Origin of the sequence: Nocardia aurantiaca, from assembly GCF_009708175.1 — a bacterium.
GTDB lineage: Bacteria > Actinomycetota > Actinomycetes > Mycobacteriales > Mycobacteriaceae > Nocardia > Nocardia aurantiaca.
Genome location: NZ_WMBB01000001.1, coordinates 34,802 through 56,170 on the forward strand (window position 1 = coordinate 34,802; position 21,369 = coordinate 56,170).

20 protein-coding genes are annotated in these 21,369 nt (G+C 67.0%); 11 read left to right on the forward strand and 9 right to left on the reverse strand.

The annotated features are described in order from the left end of the window. Nucleotides 1-122: 122 nt before the first annotated feature. On the reverse strand, nucleotides 123-1,289 hold the full coding sequence (locus tag GLP40_RS00180) for a steroid 3-ketoacyl-CoA thiolase (protein WP_154785792.1): 1,167 nt from the start codon (nucleotides 1,287-1,289) through the stop codon (nucleotides 123-125). Between the two features lie 208 nt (nucleotides 1,290-1,497). Between GLP40_RS00180 and GLP40_RS00185 the strand changes: the two genes are divergently transcribed. Further along, entirely contained in the window at nucleotides 1,498-2,694 is a 1,197-nt protein-coding gene (locus GLP40_RS00185; RefSeq protein WP_154786289.1) for a cytochrome P450, read from the forward strand. Nucleotides 2,695-2,813: 119 nt separating this feature from the next. Here the strand turns inward: GLP40_RS00185 and GLP40_RS00190 are convergent, their stop codons facing one another. Genes GLP40_RS00190 through GLP40_RS00205 form a run of 4 tightly spaced genes read right to left on the reverse strand, consistent with a single transcriptional unit; the run spans nucleotide 2,814 to nucleotide 6,420 of the window. Continuing rightward, nucleotides 2,814-3,230, reverse strand: a complete 417-nt coding sequence (locus GLP40_RS00190; protein WP_328289495.1) for a nuclear transport factor 2 family protein — start codon at nucleotides 3,228-3,230, stop codon at nucleotides 2,814-2,816. Next, nucleotides 3,227-4,393: a thiolase domain-containing protein gene (locus tag GLP40_RS00195; RefSeq protein ID WP_328289496.1), complete on the reverse strand. Its 1,167-nt coding sequence runs from the start codon at nucleotides 4,391-4,393 to the stop codon at nucleotides 3,227-3,229. Before GLP40_RS00195 ends, GLP40_RS00190 begins: the two co-directional genes overlap by 4 nt. Continuing rightward, nucleotides 4,390-5,442 (reverse strand): thiolase domain-containing protein, encoded by a 1,053-nt coding sequence (locus tag GLP40_RS00200; protein ID WP_154785793.1) that lies wholly within the window; start codon nucleotides 5,440-5,442, stop codon nucleotides 4,390-4,392. The genes GLP40_RS00195 and GLP40_RS00200 overlap by 4 nt, the downstream gene beginning before the upstream one ends. 12 nt (nucleotides 5,443-5,454) lie before the next feature. Continuing rightward, complete coding sequence (locus GLP40_RS00205; protein WP_328289497.1) at nucleotides 5,455-6,420, reverse strand: Zn-ribbon domain-containing OB-fold protein; 966 nt, start codon at nucleotides 6,418-6,420, stop codon at nucleotides 5,455-5,457. A 93-nt stretch (nucleotides 6,421-6,513) separates the two neighbouring features. Between GLP40_RS00205 and GLP40_RS00210 the strand changes: the two genes are divergently transcribed. From GLP40_RS00210 to GLP40_RS00225, 4 genes are all read left to right on the forward strand, one after another. Then, nucleotides 6,514-7,551 carry an LLM class F420-dependent oxidoreductase gene (locus tag GLP40_RS00210; protein WP_154785794.1) on the forward strand — a complete coding sequence of 346 codons (1,038 nt, stop codon included), beginning with the start codon at nucleotides 6,514-6,516 and terminating at the stop codon, nucleotides 7,549-7,551. 203 nt (nucleotides 7,552-7,754) lie between these two features. Then, nucleotides 7,755-9,404, forward strand: a complete 1,650-nt coding sequence (locus tag GLP40_RS00215) for an acyl-CoA synthetase (protein ID WP_328289498.1) — start codon at nucleotides 7,755-7,757, stop codon at nucleotides 9,402-9,404. 202 nt (nucleotides 9,405-9,606) lie between these two features. Continuing rightward, nucleotides 9,607-10,602 (forward strand): sigma-70 family RNA polymerase sigma factor, encoded by a 996-nt coding sequence (locus tag GLP40_RS00220; RefSeq protein WP_154785796.1) that lies wholly within the window; start codon nucleotides 9,607-9,609, stop codon nucleotides 10,600-10,602. A gap of 35 nt (nucleotides 10,603-10,637) precedes the next feature. Then, a complete protein-coding gene (locus GLP40_RS00225; RefSeq protein WP_154785797.1) occupies nucleotides 10,638-11,279 on the forward strand; it encodes a response regulator transcription factor in 642 nt (213 codons plus the stop codon). A gap of 16 nt (nucleotides 11,280-11,295) precedes the next feature. Here the strand turns inward: GLP40_RS00225 and GLP40_RS00230 are convergent, their stop codons facing one another. Together GLP40_RS00230 and GLP40_RS00235 are read right to left on the reverse strand one after the other, a co-directional pair. After that, nucleotides 11,296-12,882, reverse strand: a complete 1,587-nt coding sequence (locus tag GLP40_RS00230; RefSeq protein ID WP_154785798.1) for an acyl-CoA synthetase — start codon at nucleotides 12,880-12,882, stop codon at nucleotides 11,296-11,298. A 97-nt stretch (nucleotides 12,883-12,979) separates the two neighbouring features. Then, nucleotides 12,980-13,396: a VOC family protein gene (locus GLP40_RS00235; RefSeq protein ID WP_154785799.1), complete on the reverse strand. Its 417-nt coding sequence runs from the start codon at nucleotides 13,394-13,396 to the stop codon at nucleotides 12,980-12,982. 93 nt (nucleotides 13,397-13,489) lie between these two features. Here GLP40_RS00235 and GLP40_RS00240 point away from each other — a divergent pair, with 93 nt between their 5' ends. After that, entirely contained in the window at nucleotides 13,490-14,704 is a 1,215-nt protein-coding gene (locus GLP40_RS00240) for a glycosyltransferase (protein WP_154785800.1), read from the forward strand. Nucleotides 14,705-14,741: 37 nt separating this feature from the next. Beyond that, a complete protein-coding gene (locus tag GLP40_RS00245) occupies nucleotides 14,742-15,437 on the forward strand; it encodes a maleylpyruvate isomerase family mycothiol-dependent enzyme (protein WP_154785801.1) in 696 nt (231 codons plus the stop codon). Between the two features lie 101 nt (nucleotides 15,438-15,538). Here the strand turns inward: GLP40_RS00245 and GLP40_RS00250 are convergent, their stop codons facing one another. Then, a complete protein-coding gene (locus GLP40_RS00250) occupies nucleotides 15,539-16,666 on the reverse strand; it encodes an acyl-CoA dehydrogenase family protein (protein WP_154785802.1) in 1,128 nt (375 codons plus the stop codon). 114 nt (nucleotides 16,667-16,780) lie between these two features. Next, nucleotides 16,781-17,974 (reverse strand): acyl-CoA dehydrogenase family protein, encoded by a 1,194-nt coding sequence (locus GLP40_RS00255; protein WP_154785803.1) that lies wholly within the window; start codon nucleotides 17,972-17,974, stop codon nucleotides 16,781-16,783. A gap of 305 nt (nucleotides 17,975-18,279) precedes the next feature. Here GLP40_RS00255 and GLP40_RS00260 point away from each other — a divergent pair, with 305 nt between their 5' ends. From GLP40_RS00260 to GLP40_RS00275, 4 genes are all read left to right on the forward strand, one after another. Next, nucleotides 18,280-18,468, forward strand: coding sequence for a ferredoxin (locus GLP40_RS00260; protein WP_040854753.1), 189 nt, complete (start codon nucleotides 18,280-18,282; stop codon nucleotides 18,466-18,468). A gap of 45 nt (nucleotides 18,469-18,513) precedes the next feature. After that, entirely contained in the window at nucleotides 18,514-19,416 is a 903-nt protein-coding gene (locus GLP40_RS00265) for a 3-oxoacyl-ACP reductase (RefSeq protein WP_328289499.1), read from the forward strand. A 325-nt stretch (nucleotides 19,417-19,741) separates the two neighbouring features. Continuing rightward, entirely contained in the window at nucleotides 19,742-20,506 is a 765-nt protein-coding gene (locus GLP40_RS00270) for an MlaE family ABC transporter permease (protein ID WP_154785804.1), read from the forward strand. A 4-nt stretch (nucleotides 20,507-20,510) separates the two neighbouring features. Further along, complete coding sequence (locus GLP40_RS00275) at nucleotides 20,511-21,362, forward strand: MlaE family ABC transporter permease (RefSeq protein ID WP_154785805.1); 852 nt, start codon at nucleotides 20,511-20,513, stop codon at nucleotides 21,360-21,362. Nucleotides 21,363-21,369 lie beyond the last annotated feature (7 nt).

The following is a 21,369-nucleotide window of genomic DNA, read 5'->3' on the forward strand; positions in this document are numbered from 1 at the left end:
CTCGGGTAGCCATAAGATAGCTGATGTCTCATCTTCCAGTCTGTACCGATGATCGTGTGGCGTACGCCACGTTTTGCGGCAAGACGGATGAACGTTCAACCTCGCCCAAAATCATTGAGGTACTAGATCCGTTCGATGATCGTGCCCGTCGCGAGGGCGCCGCCGCAGCACATCAGGACCATTGCCGTGCTCTTGTCCGAACGCTCCAGTTCGTGCAAAGCCGTTGTGATCAAGCGGGATCCGGTGCTGCCGACCGGATGGCCCAGTGCGATGGCGCCGCCGTTGACATTGACGCGATCGAAGTCCGGCTTGTGCACCGAGGCCCACGACAGCACCACGGACGCGAAAGCCTCGTTGATCTCGAACAAGTCGATGTCGGAGATGCTCATGCCGCTGCGCTCGAGCAGGCGCTCGCACGCCTGAACCGGACCGTCGAGGTGGAATTCGGGCTCGCCGCCCACCAGGCACTGCGCCACGATGCGGGCGCGCGGCCGCAATCCCTCACGCTGCGCGGCCTTTTCGTCCATCAGCAGCACCGCGGCCGCGCCGTCGGAGATCTGCGAGGAGGTGCCGGCGGTGTGAATTCCACCCTCCAGCACCGGCTTCAGCTTCGCCAGGCCCTCGCGGGTGGTCTCGCGCAGGCCCTGGTCGCGGCTGATGTCGGCGGTCTCGCCGGTCAGGTTGCCTTCCTTGTCGACCTGCGGCGCGTTCTTGATGGTCAGCACCTCGCGGTCGAAGCGCCCCTCGGCCCACGCCTGTGCGGCCAGTCGCTGCGAGCGCACGCCCAGCTCCTCGACATCGTCACGAGTGATGCCGCGCCGCTTGGCGATTCGCTCGGCGGCCTCGAACTGGTTGGGCATATCGATGTTCCACGAGGCCGGGCGGCGCGGGCCCGCGTGCGTTCCGACGTTGGCGCCCAAGGGAACATGGCTCATGGACTCGATGCCGCAGGCCAGGCCGACCTCGATGGCGCCGGTGGAGATGAGCCCGGCCACCAGGCCCGCGGCCTGCTGCGCCGAACCGCACTGGTTGTCGATGGTGGCCGCGCCGGTCTGCCACGGCAGCCCGGCGTGCAGCCACGCGGTGCGGGTGACATTGTTGCCCTGCTCGCCCACCTGCATGACGCAGCCGCCGATGACCTGTTCGACCAGGGCCGGATTCAGCTCCGCGCGTTCGAGCACGCCCTTCTGCGCCGCACCCAGCAGCTCCGCGGCGTGCAGGCCGGCCAGCCAGCCATTGCGCTTGGCGATGGGGGTGCGCGCGGCCTCGACGATGACGGGAGTACCCATGTCTTTCCTCTCGGATTAGAAGTGCAACGAGTTCACTGCAAGTAACGTAAGACCCTTTCGGGTCAATTACCTAGTCCCTTCTCTTGTTCTACCTCCTGTGCTTCAATAACGGTAGAACGTGTTTCAGTTTGGTCAAAGGAGACAGCTGGTGGAGGACACCCAGGCCCGGCCGCACGTGCCGAACGGATTCGACATCACCGACCCGGACATGTGGGCGCACCGGGTGCCGGTGGAAGAACTCGCTGAACTGCGCCGCACCGCCCCCATCTGGTGGAACCCCAAGTCTCCGGAGGTCGGCGGCTTCCATGACGACGGCTTCTGGGTGCTCACCAAGCACGCGGACGTCAAGACGGTGTCCCGTCGCGACGACGTGTTCTCCACCCATGAGAACACCGCCATACCGCGGTTCCAGGACGACATCACTCGCGAGCAGATCGAACTGCAGCGCTTCGTCTTGCTGAACAAGGACGCCCCGGAGCACACCAAGCTCCGCAAGATCATCTCGAAGGGCTTCACCCCGCGTGTCATCAACGGCCTGCGCGCCGAGCTGACCGCGCGCGCCGAGAACATCGTGAAGGCCGCCGTGGCCGCCGGTACCGGCGACTTCGTGGAGCAGGTGGCGGCCGAGCTGCCGCTGCAGGCCATCGCCGAACTGATCGGCGTGCCACAGGATGACCGCAAGAAGCTCTTCCAGTGGTCCAACGACATGACCAGTTACGACGATCCGGAGAGCACCGCCGACCCGGTGGTCGCCTCCACCGAGATCCTCGGCTACTCCTACCAGATGGCCGAGGCCCGCCGGGCTTGCCCGGCCAATGACATCGTCACCGAGCTGATCAACGCCGATGTCGACGGCGAGGCGCTGCTGCCCGAGGAATTCGGCTTCTTCGTCATGATGCTGGCCGTCGCCGGCAACGAGACCACGCGCAATGCCACCACCCACGGCATGATCGCGTTCCTGGAGAACCCCGACCAGTGGGAGCTCTTCAAGGAGCAGCGGCCCAAGACCACCGCCGACGAGATCATCCGCTGGGCCACCCCGGTCAGCTCCTTCCAGCGCACCGCGCTCGAGGACATCGAGGTCAGCGGCGTGCAGATCAAGAAGGGCCAGCGGGTCATCCTGTCCTACCGCTCGGCCAACTTCGACGAGGAGGTGTTCGACGATCCGTTCACCTTCAACATCCTGCGGGACCCCAACCCGCATCTGTCCTTCGGCGGCACCGGCGCGCACTACTGCATCGGCGCGAACCTGGCGCGGCTGGAGATCGAGATCATCTTCAATGCCATCGCCGACCACATGCCCGACATCTCCAAGCTGGGCGACCCGCGCCGCCTGCGCTCCGGCTGGCTCAACGGCATCAAGGAATTCCAGGTCGACTACAAGACCTGTCCGGTGAAGCACTGAGTCCCGGATGATTTGATCCGCCCCGCACCCTCTCACTCCTCGGGGCGGAGACAAAAGGAAGCGGGCGGCTGGATAATCCAGTCGCCCGCTTTATCTTTGGCCGATGCGCCGGCCGCCGTTCAGCGAGATTTCAGTGTCGCCATCGCACGATCGGTTTCCCAAAAGGCGCGCAGGGCGAGGATTTTGCCGTCCTCATCGACCTTGTAGGTGAAAACACCTTCGGCGTCGACGATATGGCCGCCGCCCATGGTGGTGCGAATGCGGCCGGTGAAGGCCACCTCCCGACCGCAGGCGAAGGAGTCGTCGAAGAGGAATTCGATGGACTCGGTCGGGGCGATGGCCTTGTCCCAGAACGCCGCGATGGCTTCCGCCCCGCGGTGCCCCACACCCTCCGGATCGAAGAAGGACGGACCGATGGGGTCCTCCACGATGCCGTCGGCGGCGAACAGCGCCACCCAGGCATCCTTGTCCTTGGCGCGGACCGCGGCCTGGGAGGCGGCGCCCGCCACCCGGGCCGGGTGTTCGGTGGTGGTCACGGCTGTTCACTCCCGACGACCCACATCGAGAAGTACTGCGAGCCACCGCCGTACGCGTGTCCGAACGCCTTGCGCGCGTTCTCGACCTGGTAGTCGCCCGCGCGATCCATGACCTGCTTGGCGGCCTCGGCGAAGCGGATCATGCCGGACGCGCCGATCGGGTTGGAGGAGAGCACGCCGCCCGACGGGTTGACGGGCAGCTTGCCGCCGATGGCGGTCTCGCCCGCGTCGGTGAGCTTCCAGCCTTCGCCCTCGGGCATGAAGCCCAGGTTCTCCAGCCACATGGGCTCGAACCACGAGAAGGGGACATAGATTTCGGCCGCGTCGATCTCTTCCAGCGGATTGGTGATCCCGGCCTGCTGCCACAGCGCCTTCGCGGCCTGCCGGCCGGCCTGCGGATTCACCTGGTCGCGGCCCGCGTAGGCGAGCGGCTCGGTGCGCATGGCGGTGCCGTGCACCCACGCCACCTTCCTGCCCTGCGCCTCGACCGCCTTGGCCGACGCCTCATCGCCGATCACGATGGCGCACGCGCCGTCCGAGGACGGGCAGGTCTCGTCGAAACGAATGGGGTCCCACAGCATTTGGGACGCCATCACCGATTCCAGGGTGATGTCGGGCTGGTGCAGGTGCGCGAGCGGATTGCGCGCGCCATTGCGGCGATCCTTCACCGCCACCATCGCGCCGACGTGCAGCGGCGCGTTGGAGCGGCGAATATAGGCGCGCACGTGCGGGGCGAAGTAGCCGCCCGCGCCCGCGCCGACCGGCATGGTGAACGGCACCGGATTCGACAGCGCCCACATGGCGTTGGACTCCGACTGCTTCTCCCATGCGATGGCCAGTACCCGGCGGTGCACGCCCGCCTGCACGTGATTGGCGGCCACGATGGCGGTGGAGCCGCCGACCGAACCGGCCGTATGCACCCGGAGCAGCGGTTTTCCGGTGGCACCCAGGGCATCCGCGAGGAACAGCTCCGGCATCATGGAGCCCTCGAAAAAGTCGGGGGCCTTGCCGACCACGACGGCGTCGATATCGGCCATGGTCAGACCGGAGTCCACCAGCGCGCGGTCGATGGCCTCGCGGACCATGCCCGCCATGGATACGTCCGACCGTTTGGTCACGTGATGAGTCTGTCCGGTGCCGAGCACCGCGGCGGGGTAACTCACTTTGCCTCCAGGGTGGCGACCAGGTTCTGCTGCAGCGCCGGACCGGAACTGGCATGGGCCAGTGCGCGATTCGCGGTGCCATTGATGATTTCGGTGGCGGCGAAGCCGATGCGCTCGAGACCGGCCGCGAACATCGGGTTGCCGGACAGCGGGCCGCCGGACGGATTGATCCGGGTAGTCGCGTTCAGGCCGATGGCCTGCTTCAGGATCAGCTCCTCGTGGCTGTACTGCGTGTGCAGCTCGGCGACATCGAAGCCGCTCGCGTCGCCGCCGGTGACGGCATCGGCCGCCTTCTTGGCCGAGGCCGAGACCGCCAGGTCGCGCGCGCCCAGGACCGGGGTGTCGATGTAGTGCGCCATGCCGGTCAGCCAGGCCGGACGCTCGCACAGCTCACGGGCGCGATCGCCCACGGCCAGCACGATGGCGGCCGCGCCGTCGGTGATCGGCGCGATGTCATGGGCACGGAACGGATCGGCGACCTTCGGTGCGGCCAAGAGCTTTTCGGCGTCGGCGCCGGTGCTGCGCGCGGCCACGGCGGCCATCTCGGCCTCGGTCCAGAGGCCCGCCTCCAGGCCCGCGCGGGCCTGGAGGCCGGCGATGGACACCGAATCCGGCCACAGCGGGGCGACCAGGTATGGGTCTGTCTGCAGGGCCAGAATCTGGCGCAGGGTACCGGCGGAGGACTTGCCGAACCCGTAGACCAGCGCCGTCTTCGCCTGTCCGGAGCGGAGTTTCACCCACGCCTCGTACAGCGCCCACGCGCCGTCCATCTCCACGTGCGACTCGTTGATCGGCGGCACCGCGCCGATGGAATCGATGGCCGAGATGAACGAGAAGGCGCGTCCGGCAAGGTAATCCGAGGAACCGGAGCACCAGAAGTCGATATCGGAGACGCCGATGCCGAGCTCGGCGTACAGCTCCTGGAAGCACGGCGCGAGCATTTCGACGCCATTGGTGGTGCCGAAGGTCTCCGGCACGTGCGGCGCGTGCGCGAAGCCCACCACCGCGATATCGCTGGTGAAATCGCCTCGCGATGCAGTGTTTGTCATTTCAGCGCCTCTCTACAGGTGGTGCGCGAAGCTGTCGTAGTCGGCATCCGGTTCGCCGGTCGGCCGGAAGTGGTCGATATTGGCCATGGACAGGCCCCACTCCTCGCGTGGCTTCCATACCGCCTCGACCCGCATGCCCATCCGGACCTCGCTCGCCTCGATGCCGAGCACCAGGTGCAGGAACGGGATGTCCGCGCCATCGAGCAGCACGTACGCGGCCACATACGGGGGCTTGAGTCGTTGACCCATGAACGGCACGTTCACGATGCAGAAGGTGGTCACGATGCCCTTGTCGGACACCTCGACGTAGTCGTCGGTCGGGGAGCCGTCGCGCGGGTCCGCGCCGCGCGGCGGGAAGTACACCTTGCCGTCCATGCGAGCACGCGCGCCCAGCAGGCGGCCCTCCATGAGCGCCTTCAGGAAGACCGCTTCCTGCGGGGCGGCGGTGTGCTTGATGGAGAAGTCGATCGGCGTCACGATGCCGGTGATCGGTTCGGCGTCCACGATGGAATCGGCCGGGGCGGCGGAGGTTTCACCGGGCTCGAAGGCGGCGATGTCGTGGATGTCGCCGGTGCGCTCGGCGGCCCAGCGTGCCCGCACCCGCATGCCGGTCGAGATGTCGGCCGGGGAGGCCACGTCCACGGCGTGCAGGATGGCGGTGTCCGCGCCGTCCAGCTTGATGAGCGCGTAGGCAAAGGGCCGGTCGAAGGGTTGGCCCGGCAGCGGTTCGGCCACCCAGGACCAGGTCTGGACCGTGCCGACGTCGGAGACCTGCACGAACTCCGAGAGCGGTTCGCTGGTCTTCGGATCGTATTCCGCGGGCGGCACGATCACGCGCCCATCCGAACCCCGCACCCCGACGACCTTGCCGGATCGCAGTTCCGTGAGGAAGCGACCGATGATCGGACCGGTGGAGCGGGTGTAGTCGAATTTCATCCGCAGCGGTGCGGACAGTATTTCGCTGTTCCCCAGAGTCACGAGATCGAGTAGAACAGGTTCTAGTGGCGGTGGCAAGAGTCGGGGCCCAGCCCCTGCCGACCGGCCCCGGATGTTCTAGGAAGGAACGCGGAAATGCGCTTTGGCTTGCAACTGGGATATTGGGGCGCACAGCCGCCCGGCAATACGCGCGAACTCGTACTGGCCGCCGAGGAAGTCGGCTTCGACGCCGTCTTCACCGCGGAGTCCTGGGGATCCGACGCCTTCACGCCGCTGGCGTGGTACGGCTCGGACACCAGCCGGATGCGACTGGGCACCTCCGTCGTGCAGATGTCGGCGCGCACCCCCACGGCCACCGCCATGGCCGCGTTGACCCTGGACCACCTCAGCGGCGGGCGGCACATTCTCGGGCTCGGCGTCTCCGGTCCGCAGGTGGTCGAGGGCTGGTATGGGCAACCGTTCGCCAAGCCGCTGGCGCGCACCCGTGAATACGTCTCGATCGTGCGCCAGGTGTTGGCCCGCGAGGCCAAGGTGACCAGTTCGGGCCCGCACTACCCGCTGCCCTACTCCGGGCCCGGCGCGACGGGATTGGGCAAGCCGCTCAAGCCGATCACCCACCCGCTGCGCGCGGACCTGCCGATCTGGCTCGGCGCCGAAGGCCCCAAGAACGTCGCGCTGACCGCGGAGATCGCGGACGGCTGGCTGGCCATCTACTACACGCCGCGGCTGGCCGACATGTACAACGAATGGCTCGACGAGGGCTTCTCGCGCCCGGGTGCGCGGCGTTTGCGCGAGGACTTCGAGATCGCCGCCACCGCACAGGTGATCCTGACCGACGATCGCAAGGCCGAACTGGATCGACTGCGCCCGTTCATGGCGCTCTATATCGGCGGCATGGGCGCGGAGGAGCTCAACTTCCACGCCGAGGTGTACCGGCGCATGGGCTATGGCGAGCAGGTCGACGAGATCACCCGGCTGTTCCGGAGCGGTCGTAAGGACGAGGCGGCGGCGGTGGTGCCCGACGAGCTGATCCTCGACACCACCATCATCGGCACCGAGGCGCAGGTGCGTGAGCAGCTGAAGGTGTGGGAGCAGTCGGGGGTCACCATGATGCTCGTCGGTGTCCGCGACGCCGCGCAGTTCGAGCGGTTGCGGCCCCTTATCGAGTCATAGAACTCGTTTCAGAATTTCGGACCGCGGCGGAGGGTGTCGCGGCCTGCTGAAAAGGGTGCGCCCCACTGAGCGGGGCGCACCCTTTCTCATCTGTTCCAATTTCGCGTAAGTCGCCGTAATGTGTGACGCGGGGCACATCCGGTCGCTCGACCAAAGCTGATTTGTGGCTTGTCACACACAAGAACACGTTCTATTTTGATCCAGTGAGCTACAACATTGCGGACCTTGTCGAGCACACCATCGACCTCATGCCGGACCGAGTCGCGCTGGTTGACGACGCTCGCTCGGTGACCTATTCCGAGCTGGAGGACCGGGCCAACCGGCTGGCGCACTACCTGCAGGATCAGGGTGTTCAGCCAGGTGACAAGGTCGGCGTCTACTCGCGCAACACCGTCGAGGCCGTCGAGGCCATGGTGGCCATCTTCAAGGCGCGGGCAGTCATGATCAACGTGAACTACCGCTACGTTGAGAACGAGTTGCAGTACATCTTCGAGAACTCGGATATGGTCGCGCTCGTTCACGAGCGCCGCTACAGCGACAAGGTGGCCAATGTGCTGCCGAACGTGCCGACGATCAAGACGGTCATCACCGTCGAGGACGGCACCGACCTGCCGCTGCCTCCCGGCGCGGTCGAATACGAAGCGGCGCTGGCTGGTTCGCGCGGCGGGCGCGATTTCGGTGAGCGCTCGGCCGACGACATCATCATGATCTACACCGGCGGCACCACCGGCATGCCCAAGGGCGTCATGTGGCGCCACGAGGACTGGTGGCGAGTCCTCGGCGGTGGCATCAACTTCTACACCGGTGAATTCATCCAGGACGAGTGGGAACAGTCCAAGGGCGGTGCGAGCGGCAACGCTCCTCTGGTGCGCTACCCGATCCCGCCGCTGATCCACGGCGGCGCGTTCACCGCGACGCTGCACAGCCTGTTCGACGGCGGCAAGGCCGTCATGCTGCCCGAGTTCAGCGCGCACGGCGTGTGGCAGGCCATCCAGCGGCACGGCATCAACATGATCTTCATCACCGGCGACGCCATGGCTCGTCCAATGCTCGACGCGCTCGCGCAAGGCCACCCGGAAACTGGTGAGCCGTACCAGCATTCGAGCCTGTGGGTGCTGGCCAGCAGTGCGGCGCTGTTCTCGCCCGCGCTGAAGGACCAGTTCATCGAACACTTCCCGAACGCGCTCATCACCGACTCGATCGGCTCCTCGGAGACCGGCTTCGGCGGTCTGGCCGTGGCGGCCAAGGGCGCCACCCACACCGGCGGGCCGCGCGTGAAGATCGACGGTTCCACCAAGGTGCTCGACGAGGAGGGCAACGAGGTCGTGCCCGGCTCCGGTCAGATCGGCATGCTGGCTCGAACCGGCAACATCCCGCTCGGCTACTACAACGACCCGGTGAAGACCGCCGAAACCTTCAAGGTGTTCAACGGCGTTCGCTACTCCATCCCCGGCGACTACGCCCGCGTGGAGGAGGACGGCACCGTCACCATGCTGGGCCGCGGCTCGGTGTCCATCAACTCCGGCGGCGAGAAGATCTTCCCCGAGGAGGTCGAGGGCGCGCTCAAGGCGCACCCGGAGATCTTCGACGCGCTGGTGGTCGGCGTGCCCGACGAGCGCTGGGGGCAGCGGGTGGTCGCGGTCGTGCAGTGCCGCGGCGAGTCCCGCCCGACCCTCGAGGAACTGCGCCCGACGCTGATCAAGGAGATCTCCTCCTACAAGATGCCGCGCAGTCTGTGGTTCGTGGACGAGATCAAGCGGTCCCCGGCCGGTAAGCCCGATTACAAGTGGGCCAAGGCGCAGACCGAGGCCCGCGAGGCCGACGACCACGCCCATGCCTCCAACGCCAAGTAGGGGAACCCCAGCTCTGCGAACCTCCCGTGCCGCCTGATTTCACAGGCGGGCACGGCCCCGGGGTGAGGGGTTGTCGCGACCGCCCTTTTTCGCTGGTGGGCACGGCCGTTGGGTTCGGGCGGGCACGGTTGGTCCTGTGGACGGGCCGGCCCAGCGAATTCGCGGGTGTGTCTTGTCGGTGGGCTGTGCGAGGCTTTCCGACATGAGCGAGAAGGTGGGCGGCACCGTTTCGGACGACGTGCTGCGGTCTTTCGAGGGGCACCGACGCGAGTTGTGCGCGTACGCGTATCGAATGCTCGGATCCTCGTTCGAAGCCGAGGACGCGGTGCAGGAGACCTTCACGCGCGCGTGGAAGTCCTACAACTCGTTCGAGGGACGGTCCAGCCTGCGTTCCTGGTTGTACAAGATCGCGACCAATGTCTGTCTGGACATGCTGGACGGTCCCCAGCGGCGCGCCAGACCCATGGACCTCAACGGTCCCTCGGCTCCCGATTCGCACTTGTCCGCACCGGAGCCGGATTACGTGTGGGTGGAACCGATTCCGAACGCGCTCGCCTTCGGTGCGGATCCCGCCGAGGCCGCCAGCGCGAAAGACACGCTGCGCCTTGCCTTCGTGGCCGCGGTGCAGCATCTGCCCGCCAGCCAGCGCGCCATTCTGATCATGCGCGAGGTCCTGCGCTTCTCGGCCGGTGAGACCGCCGACATGCTCAACGTCTCTCCGGCATCGGTGAACAGCGCCCTGCAGCGGGCCCGCGCCACCCTGTCGAAGGTCCAGGAGAAGTCCACGGTCTCGGACGTCTTCGATGAGAACAACGAGCAGCAGCGCAAACTCGTCGACGACTTCGTCAAGGCCTTCGAGGCCTATGACATGAACGCCCTCACCGAGCTGCTGAAAGCCGATGTGGCGCTGTCCATGCCGCCCTTCTCGCTATGGATCTCCGGCCCGGACGATGTGGCCGCCTTCATGCTCGGCACGGGCCACACCTGCCGGGATTCGCGCATGGTTCCGCTGCAAGGCGCCAACGGCCTGCCCGCATTCGGCCACTACAAGCCCGGTGATGAGCCCGGCCTCTGGACGCCGTGGTCCATCACCACCCTGGAACTCGACCGTGATCGTATCTCCGGGCTCACCTTCTTCCTCGACACGGAGAAGCTGTTCCCACTCTTCGGTCTCCCCAGGGAGTTGCGCCCGAACTAGGCCGGGACTTCGGGGAATCCACGATAGGGGCAGCGGTGACGGTGGAGTTGCTCGCGGACGAGCGGTGGGCGGGGAGCCTGCGGGGCATGCTCGAGGGCGTCCGGCACGAGGCGGTCATGGCCATTGCCAGGCCGGTCCGGCCCGAGTCCGAATACCGTTCCGAGGACATGGTTTTCCGGCGGCTGCACGAGGCCGGGAAGCAGGTGCGGTTACTGCTCTCGTCCGCGTATGTGGGCAGCCGCGGTCGCCAGTCCGTATTGCGGCAATTCTCGCTCGGTTCGCGGATCCGGGTCACCGACACCGATTTCTGCAACGTGCTGATCATCGACCGCGAGCGGGCGGCGCTGTGGTCGGCGGTGCCGGGAGCCGAACCGCGCGGCTATCTGGTGGCGGAACCGGCGCTGCTCGGCGTGGTGCACCAATTCGCGGTCCGCACCTGGCATTCGGCGCGGGCGCTGCGTGATCACCTGGAGCTGTGGGACGGCGGGCTCGACGCCGTGGCCCTCGCGGTGGTCGAGCAGCTGAACGCCGGGGCGAAGGATGAGACGGCGGCGCGGGCGCTGGGGGTGTCGCTGCGCACCTATCGGCGCTACGTCGCCGCCCTCATGGCCCGGTTCGATGTCAGTACCCGATTCCAGCTGGGCGTGCGGGTGCGCGAGCTCGGGCTATTGAGCTGAGCGAACGCTTCCGCGGTCAGCCGGGCACGCGCATCGCGTCGGCGTGCGCGGCCGCGTACCGCTTGGCGGCGGGATAGTTGGCCTTGCCGCTGGGCTGCCGCATGACCTCCTCGACCAGCCAATACCCGCGCGGCGCCTTGTACCCCGCGATCTTGGTGCGCAGGTGTGCGTCGAGCTCGTCGAGCGCGAGGGCGGCACCCGGCCGCGGCTGCACCACCGCTGCCACAGCCTGCCCGAACCGTTCGTTCGGGATGCCGATCACCAGTGCGTCGAAGACGTCCGGGTGAGACTTGAGCGCCGTCTCGACCTCCTCCGGAAACACCTTCTCGCCACCGGTATTGACGCACTCCGACCCGCGGCCGAGCAGCGTGACCGACCCGTCGGCTTCATAGCGGGCGCAATCACCCGGTGCCACATAGCGTTTGCCGTCGATCTCGAAGAAGATGGTCTTCGATTTCTCCGGATCCTTGTAATAGCCGATCGGCACATGCCCGGTGCGGGCCATCCGGCCCACGGCTCCGGGCCGGGGCCGCACCAGGTTTCCCTCGTCGTCCAGCAGCGCGGCCTGCGCCCCGAACTTCACCCGCGGACCCTGGGTGTGGTCGGAATCCTTGGTGACCACCGACAACCCGGTGCTGCCGCTCTCCGACGAGCCGATCACGTCGGTAATGAACAATTGAGGGAAGGCGTCGATGTATTGCTGTTTGAGCGAGTGCGAGAACAGCGCGGCGTGGCTGCTGAACGCCCACAGCGACGAAACCTCGTACTGTCCCTCGTGATACGCCGCGAGCAGCGGCTTGGCCATGGCGTCGCCGACCACGGTGAGCACATTGACGCGGTGTTGCTCCACCACCCGCCAGACCTCGTGCGCGTCGAACTGCGGCACCAACACCACGGTGCCGCCGGAATGCAGGGTGAGGAACGCCGCCCACTGCGCCGCGCCGTGGATGAGCGGCGAGAGCGGAGCCATGACGATCCCGCTCGGCGCGGAACCGGCATTGTTCGCCAATTCCCATTCATCCGAGACGTATTCACCCGTCACATGGTTGATGCCGCCACCGAGCGCACGCCATACGTCCTCGTGCCGCCACATGACGCCCTTGGGCATGCCGGTGGTGCCGCCGGTGTAGAGGATGTAGAGATCGTCCCCGCTACGCGGGCCGAAATCGCGGTCCGGCGACTGCGCGGCGAGGGCCGCGTCGTAGCCCGGACCGACCGCGAGCACCTCGGTCAGGCCGGGCGCCGACGACCGGACCCCCGCCACGATGCCGGAGTAGCGCGCTTCGTGCACAAGCGCTTTCAGATCCGCGTTCTCGACGATGTAGCGCACCTCGTCGGCGACGTAGCGATAGTTCACGCACACCGAGACCACCCGCAATTTATAGGTCGCGAGCATCGTTTCGAGCGCTTCCACGCAATTGCGCGAGTAGACGCCGACGTGATCGCCCGCGCCGATACCGCGGGCGGCCAGGTGATGGGCGAGCCGGTTGGCCCGCTCGTCCAGTTCGCGATAGGTGAGCCGCCGGTCCTCGCAGATCAGGGCCGTTCGCGCCGGGACCGCGTCCGCCGCGTGCTCGAACAGGTCTGCAACATTGAAAGCCATGAGCCCACCCTCGCTTTCGCGGCAGTGGAGCGACAGTTCATCGGATGGCAGGATGCTGCCATCCGGCCACTCGCAGGGCTGGTGAACGAATACGGGGTCAGCGGCCCGGGTACGCCATATGGAACGGCTCCCACTGATGGCCGTCGGGGTCGAGGAACGTGCGTCCGTACATGCCCACCTCGGCCTCCTGGGTGCGCCGCTCGGCATGGACCTCCTCGATACCGCCGGCGCGAATCGCCGCCTCGGTGAGGTCGTCGACCTCCTCGGGGCCGGTGAGGGCCAGCGCGTAGAGACCGCAGACGGTGCCGCGGATGTCACCGAGGGGTCGGGTGCTGAAGGTGGTGAAGAAATCGCGGGTCAGCAGCATGACGCAGATATTGTCGTCGATCATGATGCAGGCGGCGTTGCCATCGGTGAAGTCCTGGTTCACCTTCCAGCCGATGGCCTCGTAGAAGCGCTTGGAGCGGTCCAGGTCGGCGACCGGCAGATTGATGAAGATCATCTTGCTCGGCATGGTGGTTCGTCCCTCTCATTCGATGTATTCGTGGGGACGAAGCGGGTGCGGGAAACTCATCGGTCGTGCAAGAGTGGCTGATGGAGGTGCCCGATGAAACACAGCTACCTGCTCGCTCTCACCGGTGACGGTGGAACCGTGCCGCCCGAACTGGGTGTGGTGCGACGGCTGGTGCGGCGTGGACATCGGGTGACGGTGCTCGCCGAGGAATCCCTGGCCGGTCCGGTGGCGGCGACGGGGGCGCGGCTGCGGCCGCGCGCGGGGGCGGGATACGCCCGCGACACCGCCGACGAGATCGATGCCGAACGGCCCGATCTGGTGCTGGCCTCCTACTTCGCCTTCGGGGCCATGGTCGCGGCGCAGGCGTGCGAGGTGCCGTTCTCGGTGCTCATGCCCGGCATCTACCCGTTGCCCGTGGAAGGCGGGCCGCCACCAGGTTCCGGGTTCGGCAAGGCACGCGGGCCGGTGGGCCGGTTGCGCGACCGGGTGGTGGGTTCACTGGTGCAGCGGCGCTGGGACGAGGAACTGCTACCCAAGCTCAATGCCCTGCGCGCGGACTTCGGGCTGGAGCGGCTGGCCCACTATCAGGATCAGGCGCGGCTGGCGCGCCGGCAGCTGGTGTTGTCCAGCGCCGCTTTCGATTTCCCGGGGCAGGGCCCCGACGGGGTGCGCTGGGTCGGCCCGATCCTGGACGAGCCGGATTGGGTCGAGGGCACGACCTGGACGCAGCACGACGGCGGCGATCCGCTGGTCCTGGTCGCGCTGTCCACCACCTTCCGCTCCGCTTCCCTGCGCCTGCGCCAAACCGAGTGTCTGCAAAGGATTTCCGAGGCCCTGAGTTTGCTCCCGGTGCGCGGCGTCATCACCACCGGCCCGGCCGTGGATCCCGGTGAGATCCGCGCTCCCCGGAATGTGGCGGTGATGCGCGCCGCCCCGCACAGCGAGATCATGCGCCACTCCAGCCTGGTCGTCACCCACGGCGGCCACGGCACCCTGATGCGGGCCTTCGCCGCCGATCTTCCGGTCGTGGTGCTCCCGCACGGCCGCGACAATGCCGACAACGCCGCCCGCGTGCGCGCCCACCATGCCGGAACGACGTTGCCGCAGACCGCGACTCCGCAGCGCATCGCCCGCGCCGTCCGCCATACCCTGCGCACCCCGGCCTGCTATCGGGCCGCCGCCGAGCTGGGTCGCGCCATCCGCCATGACGCCCGCGGCGAATCCCTGCTGTACGAACTCGAACCCGCCCTCGATCACCCCGACCCGGCCGGTGACCGGATCCTCTCGGTGCGCGAACTGGAATCGTGAAGCGCGCCGGAGGTCAGCTCCGGTTACCGTGGGCCTCATGAATTTCCTGGCCATTTTGAGTGAGAAGCTGAAAGAGTTCGGTGAGCTGCTCACGCCCGGGGCCGATGTGAATACGCCCGTCCCGAGCTGCGGTGACTGGACCCTCTACGACCTGGTCGATCACGTCGGGCAGGGGAATCTGTGGGTGGTCACGGCTGTCGCGGAGGGCCGCGGCGATCTCCAGGGAGAGCCCGCGCCGAAGGATCCGGCCGCATTGCGGGCCTGGTACGACGGCACGGCCGAGGCGATCGTCGAGGCGCTGTCGGTGGATCCCGAGACCCCGGCGTGGACCTTCACCTCGCAGCTGCCGCGCACCGTCGGCTTCTGGCAGCGGCGTCGGGCGCAGGAGACGCTCATGCACCTGTGGGACGCACAGGAAGCGCTCGGCGCCGCCGAGGCGTTCGAGCCGGACCTGGCGGCCGATGGCATCAGCGAGGTCTTCGAACTGTTCGCGCCCCGCATGATCAAGCGGGGCCTGGCCACCGAGCCGGAGGTCGCGGTACGAGTGCGGGCCACCGACACCGGGCAGAGCTGGACCTACGGCCCGGGCACCCCGGTGGCCGAAATCGCCGGTACCGCTTCGGATCTGCTGCTCGCGCTGTGGCAGCGCAAGCCCGCCAAGGACGCGGCGTTCACCTGGCAGGGCAACTGGGCGGCGGGGGAGCGGGTGCTCGCCGGTCCGCTGGTGCCGTAAACAGTTCCAGGACAAGGAAAACGGCGAGGTGGTGGCCGGTATGGAAACCACCGCCTCGCCGTCGGCCGCAGTGCAGGGTCGGCCGAGTCTCCTGAGAGTCGTTACTGCGCCGCGTCGCTCAGCAGCGCCCCGAGGGCCCGCAGGTGGTCGGTCGCGCCGCCCAGCGCGAACTCGTTGTGCTTGGCCGCGGTGAAGTACTGGTTCACGATGTGGTCCCGGTCGATGCCGACGCCGCCGTGTACGTGCACCACGGTGTGGGCGACCCGATGGCCCGCCTCCGCGGCCCAGTACTTCGCGGTGTGGACCTCGGCCGCGGCGGGCAGGCCCTCGGCCAGCCGCCATGCCGCCTGCTGCACCGCGAGCCGGACACCCTGCACGTCGATGTAGCTGTCGGCCAAGCGCTGGGCCACGGCCTGGAAGCTGCCGATCTTCCGGTTGAACTGCTCGCGCTCGCGGGCGTAGTCGGCGACCAGCTCCAGACCCTTCTCGACCACGCCGAGCTGGGTGGCGGCCAGGCCGAGCCAGGCGCGCTCGAGCAGCCAGTTCAGGATCTCGCCGCCTTGGTCTACGGTGCCCACCAATTCGGCGGGGGTACCGGCGAATTCGACCTCGGCCTCGGGGGAGCGGTCGGTGACGATCTGGTCCTCGACACGCACCGAGGCGTGCGACGGGTCGACCAGGAAGACGGCGGGCAGCCCGTCGACACTGGCGGACACCAGGATTCGCGCCGCCTGGCGGGCGAAGGGCACCGTGGTCTTGAGACCGGTCAGCTGCCAGCCGTCACCCGCGATAGCAGTGGTCACCGGGCCGGCGAGCTCCCAATTGCGCTCCTCGCTCAGCGCGGTGGTGAGGATGATCTCGCCGGTCGCGGCCCGTGCGGCCAGCTCGCGCTGGGCCTGCGAGCCGAACCGCGCCAGCGCGCCCGCGCCGAGCACGATCGACCACAGGTACGGCACGGGCGCGACGGACTTGCCGATCTCGCGCAGGATGGCCGTCTGCTCCAGCACGCCGAAGTCGCTGCCGCCCACCGTCTCCGGCAGGGCCGCGGCCAGCACGCCGGTCTCGGCGAGCGAGTTCCACAGTGATTCGTCGAAGCGCACGGTCGGGTTTCCGGCCGCGTCGGTGTTCTTGTCGAGCTCACGCAGCCGGTCGGCGGTAACGAGCTTGCCGGTGACCTCGGCGGTGAGGCGGGCCAGATCCTGCTGCGCCTCGGTAAGGGTGAAATCCATGATGATTACCTTGGTTTCGCGCGATGTGGGTGTCAGACCCGGAGCCGTCGCTCCGCTTCTCCGTGTTGCTCGCGTAACCACGGAGGGGCCCGCTCACATCGCTATCGGACACAGCTAGCGCGCGGCCGCGGGCTGCTTGAGGGCGGTCATGGCGATGATGTCGCGCTGCACCTCGTTGGTGCCGCCGCCGAAGGTGAGAATCAGGCAGGCGCGGTGCATGCGCTCGAGTCGGCCGCGCAGCTGTGAGCCCGCCGAGTCCTGGCGCAGGTAGGCTTGCGGGCCGAGGATCTCCATGAGGGTGCGGTAGGACTCGGTGGCCAGCTCGGTGCCGTACACCTTGCAGGTGGAGGCGTCCCACGGCCGCGGCGCGGCATCCCCGCCGGCGTCGGCGCGGGAGGCGATCTCCCAGTTCAGCAGCTTCAGGTACTCGACCTTGGCGTGCACCTTGGCCAGCGCGATCTGGACCCATTCCTGGTCGATGACGCGGGCGCCGTTGGCGGTCTTGGTATTGCGCGCCCACTCGGTGGTCTGCGCGACGGCCAGTGCCAGCGGCGCGGAGGAGGTCAGCGCGACGCGTTCGTGGTTGAGCTGGTTGGTGACCAGCGACCAGCCGCCGTTCTCCGGGCCCACCATGTCGGAGTGCTTGACCCGCACGTCCTGGTAGTAGGTGGCGGAGGTATCGGGCCCGGCCATGGTGTGCACCGGTGTCCAGGAGAAGCCCTCGGCATCGGTCGGCACGATGAACATCGAGATGCCCTTGTGCTTCTTGGCGCTCGGGTCGGTGCGCGCCGCCAGCCAGATGTAGTCCGCGTAGGCGATCAGCGAGGTCCACATCTTCTGGCCGTTGATGATCCATTCGTCGCCGTCGCGGACCGCGGAGGTGCGCAGCGAGGCCAGGTCGGTGCCCGCGCCCGGCTCGGAATAGCCGATGGAGAAGTGCAGTTCACCGGCGGCGATCTTGGGCAGGAAGAACCTCTTCTGCTCCTCCGTGCCGTAATGCATGATCGTCGGCGCCACCGAGTTGATGGTCAGGAACGGCACCGGGGCGCCGGCGATGGCGGCCTCGTCGGTGAAGATCAGCTGATCCATGGTGGAGCGGTCCTGGCCGCCGTATTCTTTGGGCCAGCCGAGCGCCAGCCAGCCGTCGCGGCCCATTTCCGCGACCACCTCACGGTAGACGTTGCCCTCGCCGTATTCACCGGTCTGCGCCGAGAGCGCTTGCCGCCGTTCGGGAGTGATGAGGCGGGTGAAATAGTCACGCAGCTCGGCACGCAGCTGTTCCTGTTGCGGCGTGTAGGCGATACGCATATCAGTCCGTATCCTTTCTGCCACGCTTGCGGCGCGGCGGTTCGCGGCCCTGGAGGTCCCGTTCTTCCCCCCTCCGCTCCTCCAAGGCGCAGGGAGGTGGAGCCGTTCGCTCCCGTCTCGCTCCGAAGGCGCAGGCTGTGGAGCCGCAGTTCAGAACGAGACGGGCCGCGAGCCTTTGGTATGGGGCGATCATGGCACATGAACTGGAACTTGTTCCAGTATGCGGCCATTCTCGAGATTGATGCCTATCGCATGCCAAGCGTGCTTGTTAGGCTCGGGCAGAACCTGTGGTTAAGGAGAGAACTATGAAGGTCATCGTCGATTTCGATCAGTGCGAAGCGAACGGAATCTGCGTTGGAATCGCCCCTGACGTCTTCGATCTCGATGACGACGACAACCTGCACGTCAACGAGGCCGAGGTCACCGAGGCCAACCGCCGCGATATCGAGTCGGCCGTGGCGCAATGCCCCAAAGCGGCGCTGAAACTGGTCTGAGGCCAGCCTTGCCCGGCGGGTGTAACACGTTCTAGAGTCGGCCCGGTGAGCGATTCTGATGTAAGTCTTTCCGGCCGGGTTGCCATCGTCACCGGCGCGGGCGCCGGGCTCGGCCGGGCCGAAGCCCTCGAGCTGGCCCGGGCCGGCGCGTCGGTCATCGTCAACGACCTCGTCGAAAACGACGCGGTGAGCGCGACCCTCGCCGACATCCGGGCGCTGGGCGTGAAGGCGGAGTTCGTCGGCGGCAGCATTGCCGAGCGCGCCACCGCCGACGCGCTCATTCGCACCGCCGAGGAGACCTTCGGCGGGCTGGACATCGTCGTGAACAATGCCGGGATCACCCGGGACAAGATGCTGTTCAACATGTCCGACGAGGATTTCGACGCGGTCGTCGCGGTCCACCTGCGCGGGCACTTCCTGCTGACCCGCAACGCGGCCGCGTATTGGCGCGGTAAGTACAAGGAGACGGGCGCCGCGGTCTACGGGCGCATCATCAACACGTCCTCCGAGGCCGGTCTGCTCGGCCCGGCCGGGCAGGCGAACTACGGCGCCGCAAAGGCCGGTATCACCGCGCTGACCCTGTCGGCCGCGCGTGCGCTGGAGTCCGTCGGCGTGCGTGCCAATGCCATCGCGCCGCGCGCCCGGACCGCCATGACCGAGAAGGTCTTCTCCGCGGCCCCCGAGGAGGGTCCGGACCCGCTCTCGCCCGATCACGTGGCGCGCCTGGTGGCCTATCTGGCTTCGCCGGCGGCCGAGTCGATCACCGGTCAGCTGTTCGTCGTCTACGGCCCGATGGTGGCGCTGATGGCCGCTCCGGTGGTGGAGCGGCGCTTCGACGCCGAGGGTGAATGGACCCGTGAGGGCCTGGCGGCGGCGCTGGGCGGCTATTTCTCCGAACGCGGTTCGGACGCTACGTTTTCCGCCTCCTCACTGAAGGATCTGGGCTGAGGCCGACCTCGGTTTCCCTGCCCGGGGGCTGTGAGTTTCTGCAGACACGGTCCGGCCCCCGGGATCTGCGGTTGATCACGAGATCGATCGTTGGTATGAAAAGGGTTCAACTATGTGTGTCGCCTCACAGTGCGGCATACCCGCGGCGGTTAGGCTGGGGTGAACATGTTCTCGAAACTGGACACTAGTTCAGAAAGAATACCTGTTCAATACCGTCGAAACCTTCCCGAACCTTATGAGAACGTGTTCTAATCTTCGAGCGGGACCGAGATCACATTCAGATCTCGACTGCTATAGCTAGGCAGGGGCAGGAGGAATAGCGGGAATGAATGAAGTCCTTGCCGTACCGCTGCGGGCGGTCGGAGGGTTCTTCGAACTCGCCGGTGCGGTCGCTCGCGCCGCGGTACGGCCCCCGTTCCAGCGACGGGAATTCATCGATCAGTCCTGGTTCGTAGCCCGGGTCTCCATCTTTCCGACCCTATTGGTCGCCATTCCGTTCACCGTTTTGGTGAGCTTCACCCTCAACATCCTGCTGCGTGAGATCGGTGCGGCAGACCTCTCCGGCGCGGGTGCGGCCTTCGGCTCCGTCACCCAGATCGGCCCCATGGTCACGGTGCTCATCGTGGCCGGCGCGGGCGCGACGGCCATATGCGCGGACTTGGGTGCGCGCACCATTCGCGAAGAGATCGACGCCATGAAGGTGCTCGGCATCGATCCGATCCAGCGCCTGGTGGTGCCGCGCGTGCTGGCCTCGATGTTCGTGGCCTTCCTGCTCAACGGCCTGGTGTCGACCATCGGCATCCTGGGCGGCTTCCTGTTCTCTGTTCTGCTCCAGGGCGTGAATCCCGGTGCGTTCATCAATGGCATCACGCTGCTGACCCACCTGCCGGAGCTCGTCATCTCCCAGGTGAAGGCCACGCTGTTCGGTCTCGTCGCCGGACTCGTCGCCTGTTACCTGGGCCTGAACGTGAAGGGCGGCCCCAAGAGTGTCGGCGACGCCGTGAACCAGACCGTCGTTTTCGCCTTCATGGCGCTGTTCGTCATCAACGTCGTGGTAACCGCCGTTGGCATCAAGTTCACGGCGCGGTGATCAGATGGCGTTCGTGATCCAATCTCGTTTTCCCAAGGTGACCAAGCGCTTTCGGCGCTTCACCGAGGCTCTCGACTCGGTCGGCAAGCACGCGGTGTTCTACGCGCAGTCGATCGGCTCGGTGCCCAAGGCGCTGGTGCACTACCGCACCGAGACCATCCGGCTGATCGCCGAGATCTCGATGGGCACAGGCGCTTTGGCAGTCATCGGCGGCACCGTCGTGATCGTCGGCTTCCTGACGCTGGCCGCCGGTGGCACCATCGCCGTGCAGGGCTACAGCTCGCTCGGCAATATCGGTGTCGAGGCCCTGACCGGCTTCTTCGCCGCGTTCATCAACGTACGCATTGCGGCACCGGTGATTTCGGGCATCGGCCTGGCGGCGACACTGGGCGCCGGCACCACCGCGCAATTGGGCGCCATGCGCGTCTCCGAGGAGATCGACGCCCTGGAGGTGATGGCCATCCGGCCGGTCCCCTTCCTGGTGGGCACCCGGATGCTGGCGGGCATCATCGCGATCATCCCGTTGTACTCACTGGCGGTCATCGCCTCGTTCATCGCCTCGCGTTTCGCGACCGTGGTGATCTACGGCCAGTCGGCCGGTGTGTACGACCACTACTTCTCGACCTTCCTGATCCCCAGCGACATCCTCTGGTCCTTCGCCCAGGCGATCTTCATGGCCATGGCGGTCATGCTGATCCACACCTATTACGGCTACAACGCCGCGGGTGGCCCGGTCGGCGTCGGCGTGGCGGTAGGTAATGCGGTGCGGGCCTCGCTGATCGCGGTCGTCATGGTGACGCTGCTGATGTCGCTGGCCATCTACGGCACCTCCGGCAATTTCCATCTCTCCGGGTAGGGCGGGA

What these genes read in the sequence shown, in the direction of transcription:
- GLP40_RS00180 (WP_154785792.1), bottom strand. Translation starts at nt 1,289, where the DNA reads ATGGGTACTCCCGTCATCGTCGAGGCCGCGCGCACCCCCATCGCCAAG.
- GLP40_RS00220 (WP_154785796.1), top strand. Translation starts at nt 9,607, where the DNA reads ATGAGCGAGAAGGTGGGCGGCACCGTTTCGGACGACGTGCTGCGGTCT.
- GLP40_RS00240 (WP_154785800.1), top strand. Translation starts at nt 13,490, where the DNA reads ATGAAACACAGCTACCTGCTCGCTCTCACCGGTGACGGTGGAACCGTG.
- GLP40_RS00260 (WP_040854753.1), top strand. Translation starts at nt 18,280, where the DNA reads ATGAAGGTCATCGTCGATTTCGATCAGTGCGAAGCGAACGGAATCTGC.
- GLP40_RS00230 (WP_154785798.1), bottom strand. Translation starts at nt 12,882, where the DNA reads ATGGCTTTCAATGTTGCAGACCTGTTCGAGCACGCGGCGGACGCGGTC.
- GLP40_RS00270 (WP_154785804.1), top strand. Translation starts at nt 19,742, where the DNA reads ATGAATGAAGTCCTTGCCGTACCGCTGCGGGCGGTCGGAGGGTTCTTC.
- GLP40_RS00235 (WP_154785799.1), bottom strand. Translation starts at nt 13,396, where the DNA reads ATGCCGAGCAAGATGATCTTCATCAATCTGCCGGTCGCCGACCTGGAC.
- GLP40_RS00200 (WP_154785793.1), bottom strand. Translation starts at nt 5,442, where the DNA reads ATGACAAACACTGCATCGCGAGGCGATTTCACCAGCGATATCGCGGTG.
- GLP40_RS00245 (WP_154785801.1), top strand. Translation starts at nt 14,742, where the DNA reads ATGAATTTCCTGGCCATTTTGAGTGAGAAGCTGAAAGAGTTCGGTGAG.
- GLP40_RS00275 (WP_154785805.1), top strand. Translation starts at nt 20,511, where the DNA reads ATGGCGTTCGTGATCCAATCTCGTTTTCCCAAGGTGACCAAGCGCTTT.
- GLP40_RS00185 (WP_154786289.1), top strand. Translation starts at nt 1,498, where the DNA reads ATGTGGGCGCACCGGGTGCCGGTGGAAGAACTCGCTGAACTGCGCCGC.
- GLP40_RS00255 (WP_154785803.1), bottom strand. Translation starts at nt 17,974, where the DNA reads ATGCGTATCGCCTACACGCCGCAACAGGAACAGCTGCGTGCCGAGCTG.
- GLP40_RS00250 (WP_154785802.1), bottom strand. Translation starts at nt 16,666, where the DNA reads ATGGATTTCACCCTTACCGAGGCGCAGCAGGATCTGGCCCGCCTCACC.
- GLP40_RS00210 (WP_154785794.1), top strand. Translation starts at nt 6,514, where the DNA reads ATGCGCTTTGGCTTGCAACTGGGATATTGGGGCGCACAGCCGCCCGGC.